Annotated in this window: 14 protein-coding genes, 1 tRNA gene and 1 pseudogene; 13 read left to right on the top strand and 3 right to left on the bottom strand. The window is 70.2% G+C overall.

The features are described from left to right. The first annotated feature begins 50 nt into the window (after positions 1-50). The 9 genes from AB3388_RS25130 to AB3388_RS25090 all read left to right on the top strand — a co-directional run bounded on the left by AB3388_RS25130 (position 51) and on the right by AB3388_RS25090 (position 14125). Positions 51-1871: an ATP-binding protein gene (locus AB3388_RS25130; RefSeq protein WP_495408045.1), complete on the top strand. Its 1821-nt coding sequence runs from the start codon at positions 51-53 to the stop codon at positions 1869-1871. A 132-nt stretch (positions 1872-2003) separates the two neighbouring features. Next, on the top strand, positions 2004-3173 hold the full coding sequence (locus AB3388_RS25125) for an exonuclease SbcCD subunit D (RefSeq protein WP_495408044.1): 1170 nt from the start codon (positions 2004-2006) through the stop codon (positions 3171-3173). Between the two features lie 30 nt (positions 3174-3203). Next, positions 3204-6551 (top strand): AAA family ATPase, encoded by a 3348-nt coding sequence (locus tag AB3388_RS25120; RefSeq protein WP_495408043.1) that lies wholly within the window; start codon positions 3204-3206, stop codon positions 6549-6551. Continuing rightward, positions 6548-7585, top strand: a complete 1038-nt coding sequence (locus AB3388_RS25115) for a hypothetical protein (protein ID WP_495408042.1) — start codon at positions 6548-6550, stop codon at positions 7583-7585. Before AB3388_RS25120 ends, AB3388_RS25115 begins: the two co-directional genes overlap by 4 nt. A 432-nt stretch (positions 7586-8017) precedes the next feature. Next, positions 8018-10390 carry an HsdM family class I SAM-dependent methyltransferase gene (locus AB3388_RS25110; protein ID WP_495408041.1) on the top strand — a complete coding sequence of 791 codons (2373 nt, stop codon included), beginning with the start codon at positions 8018-8020 and terminating at the stop codon, positions 10388-10390. Next, positions 10387-11940 carry a restriction endonuclease subunit S domain-containing protein gene (locus tag AB3388_RS25105; protein WP_495408040.1) on the top strand — a complete coding sequence of 518 codons (1554 nt, stop codon included), beginning with the start codon at positions 10387-10389 and terminating at the stop codon, positions 11938-11940. Before AB3388_RS25110 ends, AB3388_RS25105 begins: the two co-directional genes overlap by 4 nt. A 106-nt stretch (positions 11941-12046) precedes the next feature. Further along, positions 12047-12916 (top strand): restriction system modified-DNA reader domain-containing protein, encoded by an 870-nt coding sequence (locus tag AB3388_RS25100; RefSeq protein ID WP_495408039.1) that lies wholly within the window; start codon positions 12047-12049, stop codon positions 12914-12916. Further along, on the top strand, positions 12906-13838 hold the full coding sequence (locus AB3388_RS25095; RefSeq protein ID WP_495408038.1) for a hypothetical protein: 933 nt from the start codon (positions 12906-12908) through the stop codon (positions 13836-13838). The genes AB3388_RS25100 and AB3388_RS25095 overlap by 11 nt, the downstream gene beginning before the upstream one ends. Then, on the top strand, positions 13808-14125 hold the full coding sequence (locus tag AB3388_RS25090; protein WP_495408037.1) for a hypothetical protein: 318 nt from the start codon (positions 13808-13810) through the stop codon (positions 14123-14125). Before AB3388_RS25095 ends, AB3388_RS25090 begins: the two co-directional genes overlap by 31 nt. Positions 14126-14320: 195 nt before the next feature. Here AB3388_RS25090 and AB3388_RS25085 read toward each other — a convergent pair whose 3' ends face one another. Continuing rightward, positions 14321-15067, bottom strand: coding sequence for an LPD29 domain-containing protein (locus tag AB3388_RS25085; RefSeq protein ID WP_495408036.1), 747 nt, complete (start codon positions 15065-15067; stop codon positions 14321-14323). A gap of 479 nt (positions 15068-15546) precedes the next feature. Between AB3388_RS25085 and AB3388_RS25080 the strand changes: the two genes are divergently transcribed. Further along, a tRNA-Lys gene (locus AB3388_RS25080) sits at positions 15547-15619 on the top strand. Between the two features lie 155 nt (positions 15620-15774). On the opposite strand, the pseudogene AB3388_RS25075 reads toward AB3388_RS25080, so the two are convergent. Together AB3388_RS25075 and AB3388_RS25070 are read right to left on the bottom strand one after the other, a co-directional pair. After that, positions 15775-16773, bottom strand: a pseudogene (locus tag AB3388_RS25075) (tyrosine-type recombinase/integrase); the annotation flags it as partial. Positions 16774-16945: 172 nt separating this feature from the next. Beyond that, positions 16946-17449, bottom strand: a complete 504-nt coding sequence (locus AB3388_RS25070) for a hypothetical protein (protein ID WP_495408035.1) — start codon at positions 17447-17449, stop codon at positions 16946-16948. Positions 17450-18432: 983 nt separating this feature from the next. On the opposite strand from AB3388_RS25070, the gene AB3388_RS25065 reads away from it, so the two are divergent. From AB3388_RS25065 to AB3388_RS25055, 3 genes are read left to right on the top strand one after another with little or no spacing between them, the layout of a single operon-like run. Beyond that, on the top strand, positions 18433-19278 hold the full coding sequence (locus AB3388_RS25065; protein ID WP_495408034.1) for a TIGR04255 family protein: 846 nt from the start codon (positions 18433-18435) through the stop codon (positions 19276-19278). After that, entirely contained in the window at positions 19275-19952 is a 678-nt protein-coding gene (locus tag AB3388_RS25060; protein WP_495408033.1) for a hypothetical protein, read from the top strand. The genes AB3388_RS25065 and AB3388_RS25060 overlap by 4 nt, the downstream gene beginning before the upstream one ends. Further along, complete coding sequence (locus tag AB3388_RS25055) at positions 19949-20929, top strand: hypothetical protein (protein ID WP_495408032.1); 981 nt, start codon at positions 19949-19951, stop codon at positions 20927-20929. The genes AB3388_RS25060 and AB3388_RS25055 overlap by 4 nt, the downstream gene beginning before the upstream one ends. Positions 20930-21090: the final 161 nt, after the last annotated feature.

Below are 21090 nucleotides of genomic sequence, written 5' to 3'. Positions count from 1 at the left end.
CCGCCGCCGTCCCTACCGTCCCTGCGCCTGCCCCCGAACGAAGGAGTTCCGTGTCCATTCCGTCCGCCACTGACGGCATCCCTGCTGGCGGCGCCGCCGCCACGACCGGCGCGCCGTCCTCACCGGCACCGGTCGGCCGGGTCCTGGGCACCGAGGACGCCACCCCGCTGAAGTTCCACGTCGCCCTGCACGAGGACCACTACCTGCAGCTGGACGACGTAGTGATCACCACCCGGACGGTGCCGGGCCGGGAACCGGTCGCGGTCGCCGGCGTGGTGACCGAGGTCCGCGCCCGGCACGAGGGCGCCACCTTCGCCTCCGATGTCCACCTGATCAGCGACGGCATCCTGCCGGCGGCGGTGCAAGAGGTCGCCGAGGTGACCACCACCCGGATCGAGCCGGAGGTGTACGTGCCGCCGCGACCGGGGGAGTCCGTGCGCCGGGCGACCGGAATCGAGCGGGCGCAGGCCCTGTACTTCGACCGGATGGACCGGCGGGTGCCGGTCGGGCTGGGCCGCGACGGCCAGCTCGTCTACGTCAACCTGGACTTCGTCGACGGCACCCGCGGCGCGCACATCTCCATCTCCGGCATCTCGGGGGTGGCCACCAAGACCAGCTTCGCGCTGTTCCTGCTGCACTCGCTGTTCCGCTCCGGCGTTCTCGGTGCCGCCGCGCACAACGCGAAGGCGCTGGTCTTCAGCGTCAAGGGCGAGGACCTGCTCTTCCTCGACCACGCCAACACCCGCCTCGACGACCCGCGCAGCGGCCACGACCTGCGCGCCGCGTACGCCGAGCTCGGCCTGCCCGCCCGGCCGTTCGAGTCGGTCGGCTTCTACGCCCCGCCCACCCCGGGCGACACCAGCGGCCGCCCGCACATCGTCGGCCGCACCTCCGGCGTCGGGGCGTTCTGGTGGACGCTGGCCGAGTTCTGCGCCGGCGACCTGCTGCCCTACGTGTTCGCCGACGCCGAGGACGAACGCGCCCAGTACACGATGGTGATCCACCAGGTCGCCGCCCAGCTGCGCGCCCAGGCCACCCCCGCCGGCCGGGACGGGGCGGTGACCATCGACGGAGTCACCTGCCGCACCTACGCCGACCTGGTCGACCTCGTCGAGGACCGGCTCACCGACGACGCCACCCGCCCGGTCTGGGCCGGTCCGGTCGTCGGGCAGGGCACCGTGAACGCATTCCTGCGTCGGCTGCGGTCCTCGCTGCGCTCCCTCGGCGCGGTCATCCGCGGCGACCTGCCCGACCCCGGCGCCCCGCGGCGCATCTCCACGGCCAACCAGCAGGTGACCGTCGTCGACCTGCACAACCTGCCCGAGCGGGCGCAGCGGTTCGTCGTCGGCGTCGTGCTGGCCGCCGAGACCGCCCGCAAGGAGGCCGCCGGCCCCGGCAGCCTGCTGTTCACCATGATCGACGAGCTGAACAAGTACGCGCCGCGGGAGGGCAACAGCCCGATCAAGGACGTGCTGCTCGACATCGCCGAGCGCGGCCGCAGTCTCGGCATCATCCTCATCGGCGCCCAGCAGACCGCCAGCGAGGTCGAGCGGCGGATCGTGTCCAACTCCTCGATCCGCATCGTCGGCCGGCTCGACCCGGCCGAGGCGGGCCGGCCGGAGTACGGGTTCCTGCCGGCCAGCCAGCGCATCAGGGCCACGCTGGCCAAGCCCGGCACCATGTTCGTCTCCCAGCCGGAGATCCCCGTGCCGCTGGCGGTGGAGTTTCCCTTCCCGGCCTGGGCGACCCGGGCCAGCGAGTGCGGCAGCGCGCCGGCGCCGGCGTCCCGCCCCGCCGGCTCCCCGTTCGGCCGGCTGCCGTCCGCGCCCGCCGACGCTCTGGGCCCCGACGACGATCCGCCCCCGTTCTGATCACTGTCCCGGTGCGTGTGCCGCGGCCCTGCCGGCCCGCCCCCTCGTCGTCCCGCACCCCCCAGACACCACGCCCGCGCCCGCCGTCCACCCCTCTCCGTTGAGCCCGTCCGCCCTGGGAGCTGACCGACCGTGAAGCTGCTGCACACCTCCGACTGGCACGTCGGCAAGACCCTGCGGGGGCGCAACCGGCTGGAGGAACAGACCGCCGTCCTGCGCCAGATCGTCCGCATCGCCCGCGACGAGGCCGTCGACGCCGTCCTCATCGCCGGCGACCTGTGGGACACGACCACCCCCTCGGCCGAGGCACAGTCCCTGGTCGTCCGCACCCTCTTGGCCCTGCGCGACGACGGCGCGCACCTCGTCGCCATCGCCGGCAACCACGACCATCCCGGCAGCCTGGACGCGTGGCGGCCACTGGCCGACGTCGCCGGCATCACCCTGGTCGGCACCGTCCGCGACGCCGACCACGGCGGCGTAGTGCGGCTGACCAGCCGCGACGGGCGGGAGACGCTCAACGTCGCGGTGCTGCCGTTCCTCTCGCAGCGGTACGCCGTGCGAGCCGCGCAGCTGGTCGCCGCCAGCCCGGCGGAGAACTCCGGCGCCTACGACCAGATGGTCCGCGACGTGCTCGCCGCGCTGGCCGACGGGTTCACCGACGACGCGGTCAACGTGGTCATGGCCCACCTGACCGTCACCGGCGGGCAGCTCGGCGGCGGCGAGAGGGAAGCCCAGTCGATCTTCGAGTACTACGTGCCCGCCTCGGCGTTTCCGGCGCAGGCGCACTACGTGGCGCTCGGACACCTGCACCGCCGCCAGACGCTGCCCGCGCCGACCCAGGTCGTCTACTCCGGCGCCCCACTCGCCGTCGACTTCGGCGAACAGGACAACACCCCGGTCGTCTGCCTGGTCGAGGCCACCGCGACCACCCCGGCGCGGGTCACCGACGTGCCGATCACCGCCGCCCGCCGGCTGCGGACCGTCACCGGCACCGTCGCCGAGCTCCTCGCCCGGGCCGAGGAGTTCGGCGAGGACCTGCTGCGGGTGGTCGTCCGCGAGCCGGCCCGCGCCGGGCTGCGCGAGGACATCACCGACGCGCTGCCCAACGCCCTCGAGGTGCGCATCGACCCGGAGTTCGCCGCGCCGCTGCACGCCGGACGGGCGTCGATCGAGCGGATCGGCCGCTCACCGGCCGAGCTGTTCGCCGAGTTCTGCGCCAGCCACGGCGTCGCCGACGAGCGGGTGCAGAAGCTGTTCGACGAGCTGCACGACGAGCTCACCACCAACGGCCCGCAGGCCTGACCGGCCGCCCACGAGACAGGAGAACCCGCAATGCGCCCGGTCCGGCTGCACATGGACGGCTTCGGCAGCTTCCGCGAGCCGACCACCGTCGACTTCACCGACACCGACTACTTCGCCTTCCTCGGCCCGACCGGGGCGGGCAAGTCGACCGTGATCGACGCGATCACCTTCGCCCTCTACGGCACCGTGCCCCGCTGGGACGACCGGCGGGTGGTGCGCTGGGCCCTGTCCCCGAACGCGGCGCGCGGCGTCGTCCAGCTGGTCTTCGACGCCGACGGCGCCCGCCACGTCGTCGCCCGGGAGCTGCGCCGGACCGCTCAGGGAAACGTGCTGCAGCGCAACCAGCGGCTGGAGCGCTTCGCCGATCCCGCGGACGCGGGCGACCCGGACTCGGCGCTGCACGCAATCACCGAGTCGCTGGCCACCGACTCGGGGGTGACCCCGGCCGTGGAGGAGCTGCTCGGCCTGTCCTTCGAGCACTTCACCCAGTGCGTGGTGCTGCCGCAGGGCGAGTTCGCCCGGTTCCTGCGGGAGAACCCGGCCAAGCGTCGGGAGACCCTGCTCAAGCTGCTCGGCGCCGACCTGTACAAGGACATCGGGCAGAAGGCCAACGCCCGAGCCGCGGTCGCCGCCACCCGCGCGACCACCCTCGACGAACAGCTCACCGGCTTCAGCGACGCAACGGCAGAGGCGCAGGCCGCCGCCGAGGCGCGGGTCGCCGACCTCGAGGTCCTCGCCGGCGCGGTGACCGCCACGCTGCCCCGGCTGGCCGACGCCGACACCGCGCTCGTCGACGCCCGGTCCGCCGTCGCCCGGCTCACTTCCGAGGCCGACCAGCTGACCGCGCTCGCGCCGCCCGCCGGCCTGGACGGGCTCGACGCGCAGCTGCGCGCCGCCACCGCCGACGTCTCCGCCGCCGCCGGCGCCGAGGCCGCGGCGGAGGCCGCGGACGACGATGCCCGCAAGGCGCTGGCCGCCGCGCCGGCGAAGGCACCGCTGGAGCGGGCCCGCGCCGACCACGCCGAGCGCGACCGCCGCCGGGCCGCCCTGCCGACGGCCACCGAGCGGGCGCAGACGGCAGCGGCCGCCCTCGCCGACGCCCGCGCCGTGGTCACCACGGCCGAGACCGCCCTGGAGGCCGCCCGCACCGACCGCGCGGACGCCGACACCACCGCGCAGGCGGCCACCGCCGAGGCGACCCGGCTGGAGGAGGAGCACGCCCGGCTCGCCGCGGTCGCCGTCCCCGACGACCTGGCCGCCCACGACCGGCGCACCCGCGCCGCGGGCGAGCAGGCGGCCGCCACCGCCGAGCGCCTGGCCCGCGCCGAGGCAACCGAGACCGGGGCCCGCGCCGCCCTGGGCGCGGCCGGTCCGCGGACGCCGCTGGAGCGGGCGCAGGCTGCCTTCGATGAGCTCGACCGGGCTCGCGCCGCCCTCGATCCTCGCGAACGGCACCGGCACGTGGCAGAGGCCGACCTCGGCGAGGCCCGCGCCGGGCAGCAGCGAGCCGACGCCGCCGCCCGGTCCGCGCACGAGGCGCTGGAGGCGGCGGCGCTGGCCCACCGGGCCGCCGCGCTGCGCCCGCAGCTGGTCACCGGAGAGCCGTGCCCGGTGTGCGAGCAGCCGGTGACCGCCCTGCCGGCGCCGGCCGACGCGCCGGAGCTGGCGGCCGCCGAGCAGCGCTCCCAGGACGCCGCCGCCGCCCGCGACCGGGCCGCCGAGGAGGTGCGGGCCGCCGAGGCCCGCGCCGCGCACGCCGAGGCACAGCTGGCCGCGGCCACCGACACCGCCGACGCCCGCGCCGCGGCGCTGGCCGAGGCGCTCGCCGCCGCGGGCCTGCCCGGCGACGCCGACGCTCCGGCGGTCCGCGCGGCACTCGCCCGGCTCTCGGAGCTGGAGCAGGCGCTGGCCGAGGCGGCCACCGGTCTGCGGGAGGCCCGCGCCGCCGACACCGCCGCCCGCGAGCAGCTGCGCCGGGCCGAGGCCGCCGGCGGTGCGCTGCGCGCGCAGTTCACCGCCGAGCGTGACCCGCTGGTCGGCCTCGGCGCTCCGGCCGCCGCCGGTGACCTGCTCACCGCGTGGACCGAGCTGGCCGGCTGGGCCGGTGAGCAGGCCGCCACCCGCGCCGCCGCGCTCACCGGCACCCGCGCCCGGGCCGCCGAGGCGCAGACCACGCTGGCCGCCGCCGGCCGGGAGTTCACCGCCGCCGAGGCCCGGGCCGGCGAGGCGCACCAGCAGGCGTCGGCCGCCGCCGGCGACGCCGGGCGAGCCGCCGCCGAGCTCGAGCAGCTGCGCGCCCGCCTCGCCGAGCTCGACACGGCGCTGGCCGGCGCCCCCACCGACGCCGAGGCCGCCGCCGCGCTCGTCGAGGTCACCCGCCTGGAGGTGGGCGCGGCCGGCGCCGCCGAATGCCTCACCGCCACCCGGGCGGCCCACCGGCGGGCGAAGGCGGCGCTCGCGGAGCTGTCCGGCCGCGTCGACGCCGCGTGGCGGGACATGCGCGCCGCCCGCGACCGGCTGGTGCCCCTGGGCGCCCCGGAGCTGCCCGACGGCGACGTGCTCGCCGGATGGGCGGCGCTGGCCGGGTGGGCGACCGCCGAGGCCGACGCCCGGCGGACGGCGCTGCCGAACGCGCAGCAGGCGGTCGCGGTCGCCGCCGCCCACCGCGACGCCGTCGGCACGGAGATCACCCAGGCCCTCACCGCGGCCGACGTCAGGCTGCCACCCGCCGGCCTGCCGCTGTCCACCGCCGCCCCGGCCGCGCTCGCCGCCGCACACGCGCAGGCCGCCGGGGAGGTCCGGCGGATCGCCGAGCGGCGCGAGGAGGCCGCGGCGCTGACCGGCCGACACGCCGCCGCGGTCGAGGCGGAGCGGGTCGCCCGCACCCTGGGCAACCTGCTGCGCAGCAACCAGTTCCCCGCCTGGCTGGAGGCCGCCGCGCTGGACTCCCTCGTCCTCGCCGCCTCCGCCAGCCTCGCCCAGCTGTCCGGCGGGCAGTACGAGCTCACCCACGAGAACGGCGACTTCTACGTCGTCGACCACGCCGACGCCGACGCCACCCGCAGCGTCCGCACCCTCTCCGGCGGCGAGACGTTCCAGGCCTCCCTGGCACTCGCGCTAGCCCTGTCCGACCAGCTGTCCACGCTGGCCGCCTCCGGCACCGCCCGGCTGGACAGCCTCTTCCTCGACGAGGGCTTCGGCACCCTCGACGAAACCACGCTGGAGACGGTCGCGGCCACGCTGGAGAACCTCGCCACCAGCGGCGACCGGATGGTCGGCGTCATCACCCACGTCGCCGCCCTCGCCGAGCGGGTGCCGGTCCGCTACGCCGTCCGCCGCACTGCCCGCACCTCCACGATCACCCGGGAGACCACATGAGCAGCCCCACCGGCACCACAGCCGGCGACCCGACCGCCGAGCAGGCTCGGCCGCGGATGCGGTTCACGGTCGACCCCTGGGACCCCGGCTACGGCAGCTCCACCGAGTTCGACGCCGAGCTCGGCGAGTCCAGCGCCCGCATCGACGTCGACGTCGAGCAGCCGGCCGCCTCATGGGCGCCCATCCGGCCGGAGCAGGACCATCCGCGACCGGAGGCGGTCCTGTTCGTCGACGGGGTGCGCCGGATCGAGGCGCGGCTGTGGATCGACGAGGTCGCCATCGACGGCCCGGCGACGGACGCGACGCTAGGCCTGGCCGCGTCCTACGCGGCCGGGGTGGTGTGCTGCTGCCGGTCCGGCGCCCACCACCTGGTCAGCCAGACCCGTCGCGGCCTGTTCACCGTCGCCGCGCACGCCGTGGACGTGACCACGACCGCGGGGGTGTACACCGTCTGCCGGACCACGGCCAACCCGGCCGTGCCACAGCCGGCCACGCTGTCGTTGGCGCTGCAGCGCCGCCTGGCAGACCTGGAGCTGCAGGTGGCCGTCGACGCCCGCGCCGGTCTAGCCGACCACGGCGTCGGCGAGGACACCTTGCTGGTCATCGACGGCCCGCTGCGCGGGCGCACCCATCTGCCGCAGGCGCTCGGATACATCAAGTCGCACCGCACGACCTACCTCCCCCCGACGCTGCACGCGCTGGTCGGTCGGCTGGCCGCTGGGGAGCGCACCCCGGTGTTCCTGATGGGCACCAGCTGGGACCGGCACGCCTGGTACCTGCGGCTGCCGTGTCTCCCTGGCTCCCCGTGGGCGGGCGTGGTGCGGGTCGAGTGCTCGGCGGACCTGCCGGTCACCGAGGTCATCGCCCTGGCCAACGCCAGCCAGGTGACCCTCTGCCGGTACGCGACGGTGGAGTACAAGGACACCCGCGCGCCCCAGAACCTGCTGCCGATCGCCGGGCTGGAGCGGGAGCTGCGCCGCCGCCTGGGGGATCCCCGCCTGCTCGCCCGGGCGCTGAGGAAGGCCGCCCGATGAGGCGCACCCAACGTCCATGCGGCGCCCGTGACGGCAGCGCTAACCGTCGGTCGGCCAACAGCCCGACGCCACACCTCGCGGTCAGCTGACTGTTGCAACGGTCGCCGGCACCTGCGAGGGCGGGCTCCCATCGACGAGATGCTCGCCGCGGCCGGCTTGGTGGTGCAGAGCTTCCACGCCGGGCGGTGCTGGCATGCGGCGTCAGCGGCCACTCAGTCCCCGTCGGACAGCGGACAGATGGGTGGCATCTCCCGGCGTAGCCAAAGTCCTCGGCCTGCCCCTCGTGAGGGCCACCGCGAGGAGGACAAGTCCTGGGGAGCGACCACACCTTCAGGGCACCGGCGCATGTCCTCGCTACCGTGCAGAGGCATCCACTGAGGGTCAGCTCGGCCAGCAGGGTGATGATCGTCGCGTCCGCAAGAAGGAGCACCCTTGCCGTCTGTCCAGTCGAACGCCACGGCTCTTGCCGCGGCAATCCTCGAACTTGATCCCGATGGGCGGTACGTCCGGCTCGATCCGCTTACACAGCAGGTCTTCTACGCCGACGAGATCCATCAACACGAGCTCATACGGGACTACACCGGGGATGAGGAGCCAGTTCGGGCCTACCTCGTGGCCTGGCTGTGTACTCGAGGCAACTACGCACCCGAAGCCCTAACCCTTGAGCGTCGGTATAGCCACGGCCGTGAAGGCCACACGGAGGTGGACATCCGTGTGGCCCGCGAGAGCGCGCCGGACGACGCGTTCGCTTTGATCGAGGTCAAGGCGCCAGGGGACTTCGGCGGAGCCGAGGATGCCCGCATTGATGGACAGTTGTTCGCGCCCGCCGGGGATGAACCCGAGGCAACTGTCCTTGCGCTCGTGACGGTCGAGGTTGGGTCCGACGGCGCGCCGGCCATCAAGTCAGTGACGATCGCCTATGAGCCCACGCTGACCTATCGCCGGTGGGTACGCGAGGGGCGGCGGCACGTTGACGAGTTCCCGGTCAACTACAACATTCCTCGGCAAGAGCCCTTTAGTCCTGGCACAAGCCGTGACCTTCGCGTTGATGTAGACCGCTCCGAAATGGAACGGTTGCGGCGCCAACTCCACGACACGCTTTGGGGCGGGTCGCGGGACGACAATCAGATCTACGCCTGGCTAGTGCGCCTGTTCTTGACGAAGATTCATGATGAGTACGTCACGAACGAAGGGGAGCCGTTCAGCTTCCAGGTCATGCACGTCGGCAGCCGACGCGAAGCCCCAAGTGCTACGCTCGAAAGAATCAATCAGCGGTATCTCGATGCCTACCGCCGCTACGTGGTCGCGGACTCTGAACAGCGTGTGGAGCCGCTGGACACATCCCTATTTTCGGCACAGGAAACGCAATGGGTTGTGGAGCTCCTGCAGGGGATCTCGCTCACTGCAGCGGGTCGGCAGAGTGGGGACATCCTCGGGGCCTTCTTTGAGGGGATCACCCGCGAAGGATTCAAGCAGAGTAAGGGTCTTTTCTTCACTCACTACAACATTGCCGTCTTTATGCTGGAAGTCCTTGACATCGGCCAGTTGGCCGAGGCGAAGTTGCGAAGCAATGCGCATCCAAACGATCGGTTGCCGTACATCATTGACCCGTCATGCGGGAGCGGCAGCTTTCTGCTTGCCGCCATGCGCATGATCACCAACCATGTCCAATCCCACCGCGAGACTCTTGCGCGGAACCAGGATGTGCGCCAACAACTCGCTCTTCGGTTCCCAGAGGGGTCACCCAACAACTGGGCAAAGGACTTCATCTACGGCATCGAAAAGCGCGAAGACCTAACGATCTCCACGAAGGTCAACATGGTTCTTCATCGCGATGGCAATACGCACATCTACAATGATGACGGCTTGAAGCCCCTCGGGCAGTTGGCGACGAGTCACGGGGAGGAGAAGTTCCGTCCACAGGCTGACGCCGACGGTTCATACGACAAGCCGGTCGCAGAGACCTTCGACGTCGTCGTGACCAATCCCCCTTTCAGTATCAACTTGGATGGCTCCGTGCGATCTCAGCTCGGGGGGACCTTTCAACTAGCCTCTGATCGCAACTCAGAGAACCTCTTTCTCGAGCGTTGGTATCAGATGCTGAAGCCAGGCGGTCGACTGGCGGCAGTCCTGCCGGAGAGCTTCTTCTCCACGACAGAGAACCTTTCGGCCCGACTCTTCCTTTTCGAGCGCTTCAACGTGAGGGCCATCGTTAGCCTTCCATCGCACGCATTTCAGCCGTGGACACCGACGAGAACGAGCCTGCTGTTTGCTCAGAAGAAGACGGCGGAGGAGGAGCGCGCTTGGATATCAGAGTTCACCGCGCACAGGACGGAAGTCGCCCATGATCGCAGGGCCGTTCTTGAGGCCACGCGGAGGATCCTGAACCCGGGTAGGCGAACCACCTCCGAGCAGTTGGCCGCCCATGCGAAGATTGCCGCTGAGGCGCTCCATCGACTCTGCCTGGACACCCCGGTGGATTCGGCGGCCTCGGACTGGGCCCAGGTTGCGCGAGAAGCCGTTGAAGCCACGAATGAGGACGTCCTGGCATTTCAGCGCACCGTCGGCTCTGGCTTGGGCGAAGACTACATCGGCCTCGTTGTCGGAGAAGTGGGCTACAGACGTACCAAGCGAGCAGAGAACGCTGCGCGAAATGATCTCTTCCGGGCAGAGGCAACACTCGAGAACGGCACTGTAGTGCACTTGCGGAATCTGAACGACGCATCGGATCATTGGCGGATCGTGACGTTCGACGGCAACGAGGACGCCCTCTCCATGCTGAAGGTGGAGAGCCTGTGGCGGTGACCCAGGTTCGCGTCTCTTCAGCTGAGGTCGGCGCTTCCGGAACCCTACGGTTGGATCCTCGATTCCACTACCTGAGTGGTATCGCGGCACCCGTCTTTGATTCACTGGTCAAGCCGAGTTCGTTGGGGCGGGTTGCGACCTTCTCGAACGGCGTGAACCTTCCGCGAAGCGCGTATGCGGACGAACCTGATGGCGACTCTCCCCTATACGCATCTGTAGCTGCCATTGCGTCGTTCCTGCTTCGACCTGAATCCTGCGTTCCTCTGCTGCGCGATTCCCGCAATGCGGACAAGATTGCGGGCACCCGAATCTCCCTCGATCGGTCGAGGCTGCGGCCCGGGGAGGTGCTCATAACAAGGTCACGTGCGAACGCCCCGGGCGTTGCCTGGCCCGCTGACCTCGCGCCCGAAGGGGCGGAGGTGATTCCCGCAGGATTCCTCATCCGTGCAGCGCTCAGGGATCCTGCGATGCCGGCGGCATTCGTCGCCGCCATCTTGAACCATCCGGCGTGGAGGCTCCTGACAGCCGCCGTCGCTGCAGGTAAATCGCAGGACAACCTGAGTCAAGAGCTCCTGGCGCCCATCCCTATTCCCTCCGTGCGGACGGACGTCGCCACTCAGATAGCCGACGCCTACGCGGCCACACTTGACCAGATCGACCAGCTCTACCGCGAGGAGACTGCGTTCACGAACGTCTGTGACGGCGTGCTGTATAGCGTGCTGAACGTGCGCCCCCCGTTAGCGACGCATGGGCGAGTGCAGTTGACGCGGGTGCCCCTGGCAGCGGTCGCAGCAACGCGAAGCGTCCGTGCGGACAACCGCTGGCACGGTCAGGCAAATGTGGCGATCCTGCAAGCCTTGCGTGCTATGCGAGTGCGCCGGCTTGGTGAATACCTCAGTGGCCTGCCGGCGAAGGGTCGTCAGCCCAAGTGGGCGTCGGAGGAAGAAGTATCGGAGGAGACGCCCTACGCCATTGCAACCGTCAGTATCCAATCTGGCGCTGTGGCCTGGGACCGAGCAAAGCCCACCACAGAACTGTCGGTCCAGCGGTTCCCCGTTCAGCGCGGTGACCTGCTGGTTGCGATGGACGGCGACGGATCGTTGGGGAAGGCTGCGGTCTACGACGGTGACCGAGAGGGAACCGTCGATAGCCATGTGGCGCGTTGCCGTGTGACGGGCGGTGATGATCTCGCGTCTGCGCTTAGTTGTTATCTCAACAGCACCTGGGGGCGGATACAGACGACGAGTCTCATGACAGGGGCTACGGGACAGACGCAGTTGAGCCCTCACGACTTGTCGGACGTGCTGGTCCCTGCCGATGTGGCGGGCCGAGCACCGGACATTGCCGCGGCCTACCAAGCGGCCCTGCGTACGTTCGAGCCGGTATCCCACCGGGCCCGGCGGATCCTGTGCGTTGGCGCTGCTGGCGTCACTGCTGCTCTGATCGAGCACGGTGCGCTCTCGGAAAGCGAGATGCTGCGTTCCTTTGTTGACCCTAATGCGCTCTTCGCTCACCTCAACCGTCTCTACCCCATTACGCGGGTGAGATGACGACACCAACCGCCGGCATCAGGAGCCGTGGCACCTGTGTCGGGACCTTCAGCACACCGCGGCCAACCCATCGCGGGTTGGTGCCGTCGGCGCCGGTACGACTGACATGAGCGCCGCTCCGGCCGCCCGCAGTGCCGATCAACTCCCGCTGTCCGTGCTGCTTCCAGACAGCCCGACGGCGCCGGCGCTGCTGTACGACACCACCGCCGCCCTTGCGATGGCCGTGGTCGACCGCACTGCCGTCGGCGAGCTGACATTCGACTGGGATGCCCCAGGCGTCTACGTGCTGCTGGATAGGCACGAGTCCGACGGCACGTGGGGGTGCTACGTCGGCAAGGCGCCGGGTGGCGTCCGAACGCGCCTTGCACAGCACTTGAAGGGCAAGGATCACTGGACCCGCGCTCTGCTGATTCGCCGGGACACCACCTTTGGCTTCAACAGCGCGCACGTCGGGTGGCTCGAGGGCCGGCTTTTCGATCTGCTCGACGCTGCCGCCGACACGCAGTTGCACAACGGCAACCGGCCGCGGGACGAGACGCTGCCTCCTTATGAGCGCGCGGCGTTGGAAAGCACCATCCCCCCAATCCGGCGGGTACTGCGGTTGCTCGGCTACGACACCGAGACCCCCGACGACCCGAGCGCCGCTCGGCCGGCAGCGAGGACGCGCAGCAACCGGTTCTACGGCATAACCGTCAAGCAGCTGCTCGACGCGAAGCTGCTCACCGCGGGCGAGACCCTCGCCTCCACAAACGGCGTCTGGCCGGCCACCGCCGTACTGCTGGCCGGTGGTGAGGTCGAGTGGAACGGCACTCGCTATCCGAGCCTCAGCAAGGCTGCCGGCTCGGTGAAGGGAGGGCTGGCCGCGAACGGCTGGGACTTCTGGGCCGTCGACCGTCCCACTGGCCGGGTGACCCTGGCGACCCTGCGCGCTCGGTGGCTCAGCCAGACCCGAGAGGTGAACAGCGGTGGCCGATGAGCGACGAGGCCCGGCCGGGCCACCGACCATGCGATCCGTCCTCGCCAACCTGGTCGGCGCGATCGAGCCGTTTCGGCCCGGACCGAGGCTCACGACGCTCGCGGACTGGTTCATCACGCCGGACTTGCGCAAGCTCATCCTCGCCGTCCGGCCCGGGGCCAGTGCGGAAGAGGCGTCGACGGCCGTGGCGCATGCTGTGGCCTGGCAGCACGACCGCGAACTGCTTCTCCTGCTGCCACATGCCGTCGTGGAATCGGTCGCCGCCCGGCTTGCGTTCGTCGGCACCCGGATCAGCATCTGGTCAACCCGTGACGACCTCACGGTCGCCGAGGTTGTGATCCCGACAGTCGACGACGTTTTCGCCGCCGCACGCCAGCGACGGCTGCGTGGCGAGCCGCAGCACGACCTGGGCCCGGGCGCGGACTGGGTTGCCGACCTGACAGCCACCGCGAACGGGCACTGGGCCCTTGATGCGGCGCACCGGGGCAGCTACCTTGCCTGGCACTGCGCCGGCCGCCAGGTTCTCAAGCTGACCCGCACCGGCAGCGGTGTGCTCGTCCAGGCCGGCGTGCAGTACCGCACCCCGCCGCCGGACCGCCCGCCGGTGGCGTACACCGCCACCGCCCCGCTGACCGAGGCACAACGCGCGCAAGCCGAGGCGGCGATTTGCGTCGCCGTGGCGGATCGGCTTACCGGGCGTGACAACACCCATTTGGAGCACCAGTTGCAGGCAGCGCTCGGCCGCACCGGCCTGCGCCAGCTCGGCATGCGCCAGCTCGCTCGCGAGTACCCAGCGTGGCGCGGCGACGGGGCCCCCGGCTACATCGACTTCCTCGGTCTCGACTCCGCCGGACACCTCCACGTCGTCGAGACGAAGATTGCCCCGACGACATGCTGGTCTTCCAGTCGCTGGACTACCTGAGTTGGGTGACCGCTCACGCTGAAGCCATCCGGGCCGATCTGGGATGGCCGACCGGTGATAACACGGTGGTGCACATCGACTTCGTGGTCGCGCCGAAGACCGGAGACCGTCCCGCACCAGCCGTTGGCCCGTACACCGCCGGTCAACTCGCCGCCCTGCGGGTTGACGTCCCCTGGCGCATCCACCTGATCGACGACCCACGCGCGGAAGTTCCAACCATCACCTCGTTGCCCGCGGGACACCTGCCGCCGCCTCGACCGGGGCTCGTTGCGACACCTGTTGGGTGACAGCGGAGTCGAACGAAGTGCGTTGAAGCCCTCGGGCGCGGCGCTGCACATTTTCGGGAGCTGAAGTAGCCACGCAGTTCGCCGGGGCCTCGCGGCTCGAGGAGGCGACCGGGTAGATGAGGATCGCCCGATGGTTCCGTAGGCACTGCTGCGCCTCGGGTGCCGGCCGCCTCGGTTTGGGGTGCCGCTCCCGTGTCACGGTGAGGGCAGCGGCAGGATCTCGTGCTGGTCCCCGACGCCGGCCAGGCAGGGAGCGCAGGACAGGATCGAGTCGGCGCGGCCTGTTGATCGCACCGCGAACGCTGGTGGCCCGTGGCATTCCTTGCACCTCGGGATGGGTGGCGGGCATGGGACGCCGGCGTTGTCCGCGAGCAGCGACAACCCGAAGCGGCGCATCGCCTGCTCCAGCGTGTACGGGTCGCCCTGGCCGGCGTAGGCCAGGAGTTGCTCGCCGAGCCGGCGCTCGTCGGCGGTGAAGACTGTGAGGTCCTGGACCAGCTGCCAGGCCCGCTCGTCATCGTCGAGGCTGCCCTCTCGGGCCTGCCGGACGGCGGCTGTCGCCCACGCCGAGCCGGAGATGCTCCGCTCGCACCGCAGGTGGGCCACTCCCGCGCCGGCGAGGGCGACCATCACGTCGCCGCGCGAAGGACCGTCGACCCACTTGACCGTCACTTCACCGGCGGCGGGGCGCACGGCGAAGCGCGTGCGCGGGAACTGCCGACCCAGCTGGGCGCGAGCGAGATCTGCCTCGGGGACAGCTGTCCTGGGGTGGTCGTCGAGGACGCGAAGCACGTAGCTGTGCGGAGAGTCGGTCCAGACCGCGGCCCCGTCCGGGCGGGTCAGGCTCAGGATGACGCGCGACCGAGCCGGCTGGATCTGCTCGATCCTGCACCACTGCATGCTCGCCCGGCCCGCGGGGCGCAGGTACACGAACTGCCCCACACGCAGCTCGTCGACGCGAAGGAGTGTGCCGGCCGCATGAACCTCGGCCGGCGGAGAAGTTCCATCAGAGCGGGTCATGAGCAGGACTGGTGTCCGCGCTGTCCCTGGGGTCAATCGCCCGAGCGCCTCCACACCGTGCTCCGGCGCGCTCACCGGAGCGGAGCGTCGCGCCGACGAACGTGGCACCCGGATGTCCATTGACCCGGCGTCGCTCGAGGAGTGCCACCTCAGCATGTAGCGCGAGCATCTCTCCAGGTGACCGGCTACGACTGGCACCTTGCCTGGCGCGGCGACGAGTGCTTGTGGAGCCTCCTGCGAGCATCCGCGACGCTGTGGGCTGTCCAGCGCAGCCGCGGAGTCCCCCCGAGGGTGTTGAGCTGCCGTAGGCTCCGCGGTGGCGGATCCGAGGCCCAGCCGGCCGGGTGAGTTCCACGGAGGGAAACCCCGAGGACAACACCGATAGAAGTACGGATCCCCCCGGGCCTCTAGCTCAATTGGCAGAGCAGCGGACTTTTAATCCGCGGGTTGTGGGTTCGATCCCCACGGGGCCCACGCCTCTGACCTGCGCTTTTGCGCGTCTTCGACTCCTCCATCGGTGCCGGCGCCCACATGGTGCCCACACGCGCTTCCGCGGCCGCCCGCGCCGCCGCGTCCATCCGTGCGGCCAGATCGCCGAGATCGTCGTCGAAGAGACCGGAGTAGACGTCCAGAGTCATGGCCGCCGAGGCGTGGCCGAGCATCCGTTGGACGGCCTTCACGGTGGCGCCGCTGGAGACGGCGAGCGAGGCGGCGGTGTGGCGGAGGTCGTGCGGGGTGACGTCGACCAGGCCGGCCGATCGGACGGCGGGGTCGAACACGACCCGGCGCCAGTTCCGCAACCGAAGAGGCGTGCCGGCCGACGTCGTCATGAGGAGCTCGTCGGCGCCCTTGCCCTCGCAGCGTCGGGCCAGGCTCTCCCGGACGGCGGCGGGCAGCGGCACGGTCCGCTGCTGGTGGGTCTTGGGTGTGCCGAACTCGAGCTTGCCGGCCACCTCGGTAGCGGCCTCGGCGATGACCAGCCGCTGGCGGAGAAAGTCGACCCGGCGCACCCGCAGTGCGGCCATCTCGCCGAACCGAAGACCGGTGTAGGCGAGCAACCGGATCACGTCGCCGTCTTCGCCAGCTGCCTCGGCGAGCTGCTCGACCTGATCGTGGGTGAGGAACCTCGGCTCGTCGCGGCTCACCCGCGGCAACGGCACTCGCATGGCCGGGTTGCGGGGGATGCGGCCGTCTCGGACGGCGAGGTCCAGCAGGAGGGAGAAGACGCGGTGGGCCTGTCGGACGGTGGACGGCGCCGAGCCGTTCGAGCGGAGCGACGCGACCCACGCGGCGACCTCGGCGTGGGTGACGTCGGAGAGTCGGTAGCCGCCCCAGGAAGGCAGCACGTGCGCGCGCAGGAGGGAGCCGTACCGATACCGCGTACTGGGCTTGATGCCGGTCTGGGCGGCGAGCCACTGTTCCGACCAGGCGGCGACCGTCACGCGACCTCGCTCCGGCGCCGTCCAGGTCTGCGTCACGAGCGCCGACGTGGCCTCGTCGAGCCAATGTTGGGCGTCGACCTTCCGGGCGTAGCGCTTCTCGTGCTGCCGACCGCCCGGATCCCGGTACCGGGCGCGGTAGCGCCGGCTCCCGTCGCTCAGCTTGACGACGGTTATCGAGCCCGCCATGGCATCCCTCCGCACCGAGGCCGTTCTGCAGTGGACCCGGAACCCGAGTGTCGCGGGAGAGCTCACGTCGCACCGGCGGATTTCCCCAGACTTTCTCCAGTACGTGCGAAGCGCCTGGGGCTGGCGGTAGCCCCAGTTCGGCGGACGCAGGCCGGGGAGGCGTTGCGCGTGATCAGCCCTGCGGAGACACCTCCAGGCCGAGTTCTCCAGCGATCTTCGAAGCGACTTCGGGCAAGGGCAGCCGGAGGCGATCGGCCGCGGCCCGGCTGTAGAGGACGACCGCCGAGACGGCGTACGTCCACAGCCTCGGATCCCAGCCGCCGGCCTCCATCAGGAGGTCGGGATGCAGTCCACCGCGCATGCAGGCGGCCGCGTAGATGGCGTACTGCGTCCGGCGGCGCACGGTGCGGCTGGCGAGCATCAGGTCCGCGAGGTAGCGATCCGTCAGCCCCTCGTACTCCAGCCGCTCGCTTCCCGGCGGGCAGGCCAGCCCGAGCGCTGCCGCTGCTACCTCGAGCAGTGCGACGTCCGGCGTGAAGAGGCCTCGGACGTCGTACGGTCGGACCGACAGCATGAGCTCAAAGGCGTCGTCGTTGCCGCCGGCGAGGCCGGCCAAGATCGCAACCTGCGCATTGCGATGCAGGACGTCCGGATCCTCGCCCCGACGCTTGGCCACGGCGGGATCGTGCCCCGCCAGCGGGACGGCGACCACCCCTTGGCGTACCGCCAACTCGTCACAACGAATTGGCGAACCCCGGGTGCATGAGGTGTGATCCTTCGCGATCTTGATCGCAGCCCTTGGCGATCTTCATCGTCGATGATGGCCGCGGAGGGCGTTGACACGGCTGGCGACGATGATGGCGGCATCGGCAAATCGAGGACGGCTGGCTCTCTTGCGGCTTGGTGCCCGGGCCAGGCAGTGGTCGATACCAAAGGGATCCCCGGCCGCTCACCGCGACAGGCTGGATCACGGCCGCGCCAACCGTGACCGAGGCGCGCTGCGCGCCCAGATCAGCGTTGCGCGCAGCGGTCCGTCGGCCGGACCGGCGCACGTGCGTTCCCGCCCAACGTCCATGACCGCTGGCGACCGCGACGCCGGCGCCTGTTGCCACCTTCTAATTGCCAACACCAGTCAGTCGTTCCAATCACGTCACCCCGCCCACTGGGGCCGGATCGCTGAGAGCGTCGCCGGGACTACCGAGTCGGTAGCATGCGTGCCGATTCGCGTGAAGGCCTGATTGGCGCTATTGCGGGGCTGAATCCGGCGGATTGTTCGAGGTCCATGTGGCAGGCGGGTCCATCATCGGTATCGCCCACGGAAGTCAGTCAGTCTTGACTGCGCCTCCGTCCGCGCGGCGCTCTTCTCCAGTGGAGACAGGGCTCCGGGAAGGGTGTGCATGGCCCGAGTGGGTTCCTGCTCCTGTCGCGGCCTCGGGTCCCAGCGGCAGCTGGCGGCGAGGCTGCCGCTATTGGGCTGCCAGCAGTGCCCGTCGTGTCCATCAGCCTTGGCCCTGACCACTACCGGATCGCCTCGCGGCGCGGGCTCCCGAGCGGCGACTGCGCAGAGATCGCGATCCGGAGACGTCCCCACTCCGAACAGGGGAGACCGCGAAGGTGCTGTCCACTTCGGATGGACAGTCACGGTACGTTGCCGACACTGTGAAGTACAGTGTGAAGCACATGGAGGCGAGGAGCATGGCCGAGTTCAGCCTCACCCCTGTCGAAGAGGTGCATCTTCAGCACGCCCCGCTGGAGAAGGTTCTGACGCAGGTGCAGTTCAGTCGGACGCCTCAGCTGGTGAGTGACGCAGCCGAGAGCCAGATCGCCGAGGCCTTGGCGCGATATCCGGTCCGACGGCGTGCACTCCCCCCGACCGTGGTGATCAACGGGCAGCAGATGCCCATGCCACAGGCTCCTGCGGTCGTGGTCTCGCTCTCGGACCCGGCTGGGACATGGCAGGTGACCCTCACGGACACGGCGGTCGCACTCGAAACGAGCAAGTACGAGTCCCGCGACGACTTCTGCGAACGTGCGCTGGAGGTCTTCCGCGCCGTCGCCTCTGTCGCCTTACCGCCCGTTGTGGACCGGGTCGGGCTCCGGTACATCGACCGCCTGACTGGTGACGCGCTGGATCGAGTGCCCCGGTATGTCACTCCCGAGCTCCACGTCATGTTCGGACATGTCGCGGACGGGCTCGAACTGCAGCACAGCGTGACGGATTCTCTCGTGAAGATCTCAGGAGAGGATGTTCTGCAGATCCGCTCAGGCTTCCTCCCGCCCCAAGCGAGTTTCGACCCTGCGCTCTCACCACTGCCTGTGGCCTCGTGGGTTCTGGATATGGACGCCTACACCACAAACGCGGGCTTCCCGTTCGACCCGGACGCGCTCGTCGCGCGGTTGCGCAACTACAGCGAGGCCGTATACGCGTGTTTTCGCTGGGCTACCACGGACGAGTTCGAAGCCGATCACATCGGAGAGCCCGCGAGTGCTGAGGATCTCAGATGACCGCTACCACCAGCTTGGCCGAACCCGCGCCTCAGCCGATCTTCGGGACGCCCCCCGGGACGTCCGTGCCCACGGTGCGTCGCCAACCAGGGCGTTGCTTCGTCGTCGCGGGGCTCATCGCGGGCGCGTCGGTGTTCGGCACGCTGCCAGTGCCGACGCCCGCCGATGCCGAGGCTCTGCGCGCAGCCGTCTCGACTACTCGCCTTACCCCTGGAACGAGGCCCGGCGCCCCGGCGACCGTCGACGGACGCGGAGTCCCGAACCTGTTGCACCGACTTCGGCAGAGCGCCCAGTTGAACTGGGGCGATGTCGCCGACGCCCTGGGCGTCTCGCGCCGGACGATTCATAACTGGCTCACCGGCGCGCAGGTCGCAGGAACCCACCTGAGCCGGCTCCTCGAGCTCAAGTCGCTCATCGATGGGGCCGGAAGTGGCGACGCCGCTTCCACCCGGATCCGCCTGACGGAGCCTGGCCCATACGGCCGGAGCCTGCTCGACGATTTCGCATTGGCCTCACGTCCGCAACGGAAAGTGCCCCTTTCCACGGTCTCCGCGGCAGACCTCCTTGGTCTGAATGACTCCGACGCGCCAGCGCCTATCGAGATGCAGGCCCCGACCCGGCGTAGCTCGCTGAAGGGGCAACCCGTGTCCAGGAGGCGTCCGAACCGGTCATGAAGCAGGAGGTGGGATACGCCGGCGCGCTCGAGCGCGCCGCCGCCGTGGCGACGCTGATCCAGGGCGAGGTCCTGGCGGTCGCCGATGCCTGCGTCGTCATCGGCGATGCCGCCTCACCCCTGAGTGACGAGGTAGCGGCCGCGGTCGTCGACAGCGGCATGACGGAGGGCCTTGTGATTGCCCCACATGCGGTCGATGACATCGTGCTGCTGACTCAGACCTGCGACCTTCAGCGCACGACGTCCGAGGAGAACTCCTGCCTCGTCGCTCCGGTCCGGCGGGTTGATCCGGCAGTCGCGCGGATGGCACTACGTGGTCGCTTGCCGCGGCTTGCTGGTCTTCCGTGGCTGGATGATCAGAGCGTCGCCGACCTTTCGCTGATCACCACGGTAGAGCGGAGCGTCCTGGTTGACGCTGAGACCCGCGGCCGTCCTCACACGTCACAACAGAGACTGCACTTCGCCGACGCCGTGGGGCGGTACATCACCCGCCCTGCACTGCCTGACCACATCAACGATGTGCTCGTGCCGTTCCTTAAGCGAGTCAAGGACAAGCACGACAAGGAGTCGCCGGAGGGGCACTGCTTCGAGAAGGTGGCGGAGTTCCGCCTGGAGGCTTCGCCAGACATCGACTCCGAATCACCAGCTCTGACCATCCTCGTCCTGCTCGGGGAGGCAGATCTACCCTCCCTGCCGCGAGATGTGGACATGGACGACGAGCGGATCGACGCGTTGGTGGGACGGGGGCATGGCTCAGCGGCGGAAGCCGCTCTCGGAAACACCGATCCGCTCATGAAGCGCGAGGCATGGACGGCGCTGGCTGAACTGTGGATCCGGCCGGCGGTGGAGAAGGCAGCGGAGAGCGATGCACTCGGCTCTGTGGAGGTATGCGTCATCAACGGGGATGAACTGTCCTACGCGCGAAGCCGCAACACCTTCGTGTTGGACTTGCAGTACTTGTCGACCCGACCTATGTAGGAACCACGGAACAGGGCGGACGGTGGCGTGAAGATGGATTGGGAGTTGTGGATCCCGATCGCCATTTCTGTGGTGGCAGCTCTCTTCGCGTTGCCGCCAATCTTCATCGGGCGGCGAGCGAACCGCCTTGCTGAGTCCGCCGGCCAGGGTGGCGATGCGCG

Source organism: Geodermatophilus sp. SMS 5-13 (genome assembly GCF_059428245.1).
Note: the sequence above shows the minus strand (reverse complement) of the source record. Positions and strands in the feature narration are given on the sequence as shown.

What these genes read in the sequence shown, in the direction of transcription:
- AB3388_RS25120 (WP_495408043.1), top strand. Translation starts at nt 3,204, where the DNA reads ATGCGCCCGGTCCGGCTGCACATGGACGGCTTCGGCAGCTTCCGCGAG.
- AB3388_RS25115 (WP_495408042.1), top strand. Translation starts at nt 6,548, where the DNA reads ATGAGCAGCCCCACCGGCACCACAGCCGGCGACCCGACCGCCGAGCAG.
- AB3388_RS25100 (WP_495408039.1), top strand. Translation starts at nt 12,047, where the DNA reads ATGAGCGCCGCTCCGGCCGCCCGCAGTGCCGATCAACTCCCGCTGTCC.
- AB3388_RS25090 (WP_495408037.1), top strand. Translation starts at nt 13,808, where the DNA reads ATGCTGGTCTTCCAGTCGCTGGACTACCTGAGTTGGGTGACCGCTCAC.
- AB3388_RS25060 (WP_495408033.1), top strand. Translation starts at nt 19,275, where the DNA reads ATGACCGCTACCACCAGCTTGGCCGAACCCGCGCCTCAGCCGATCTTC.
- AB3388_RS25055 (WP_495408032.1), top strand. Translation starts at nt 19,949, where the DNA reads ATGAAGCAGGAGGTGGGATACGCCGGCGCGCTCGAGCGCGCCGCCGCC.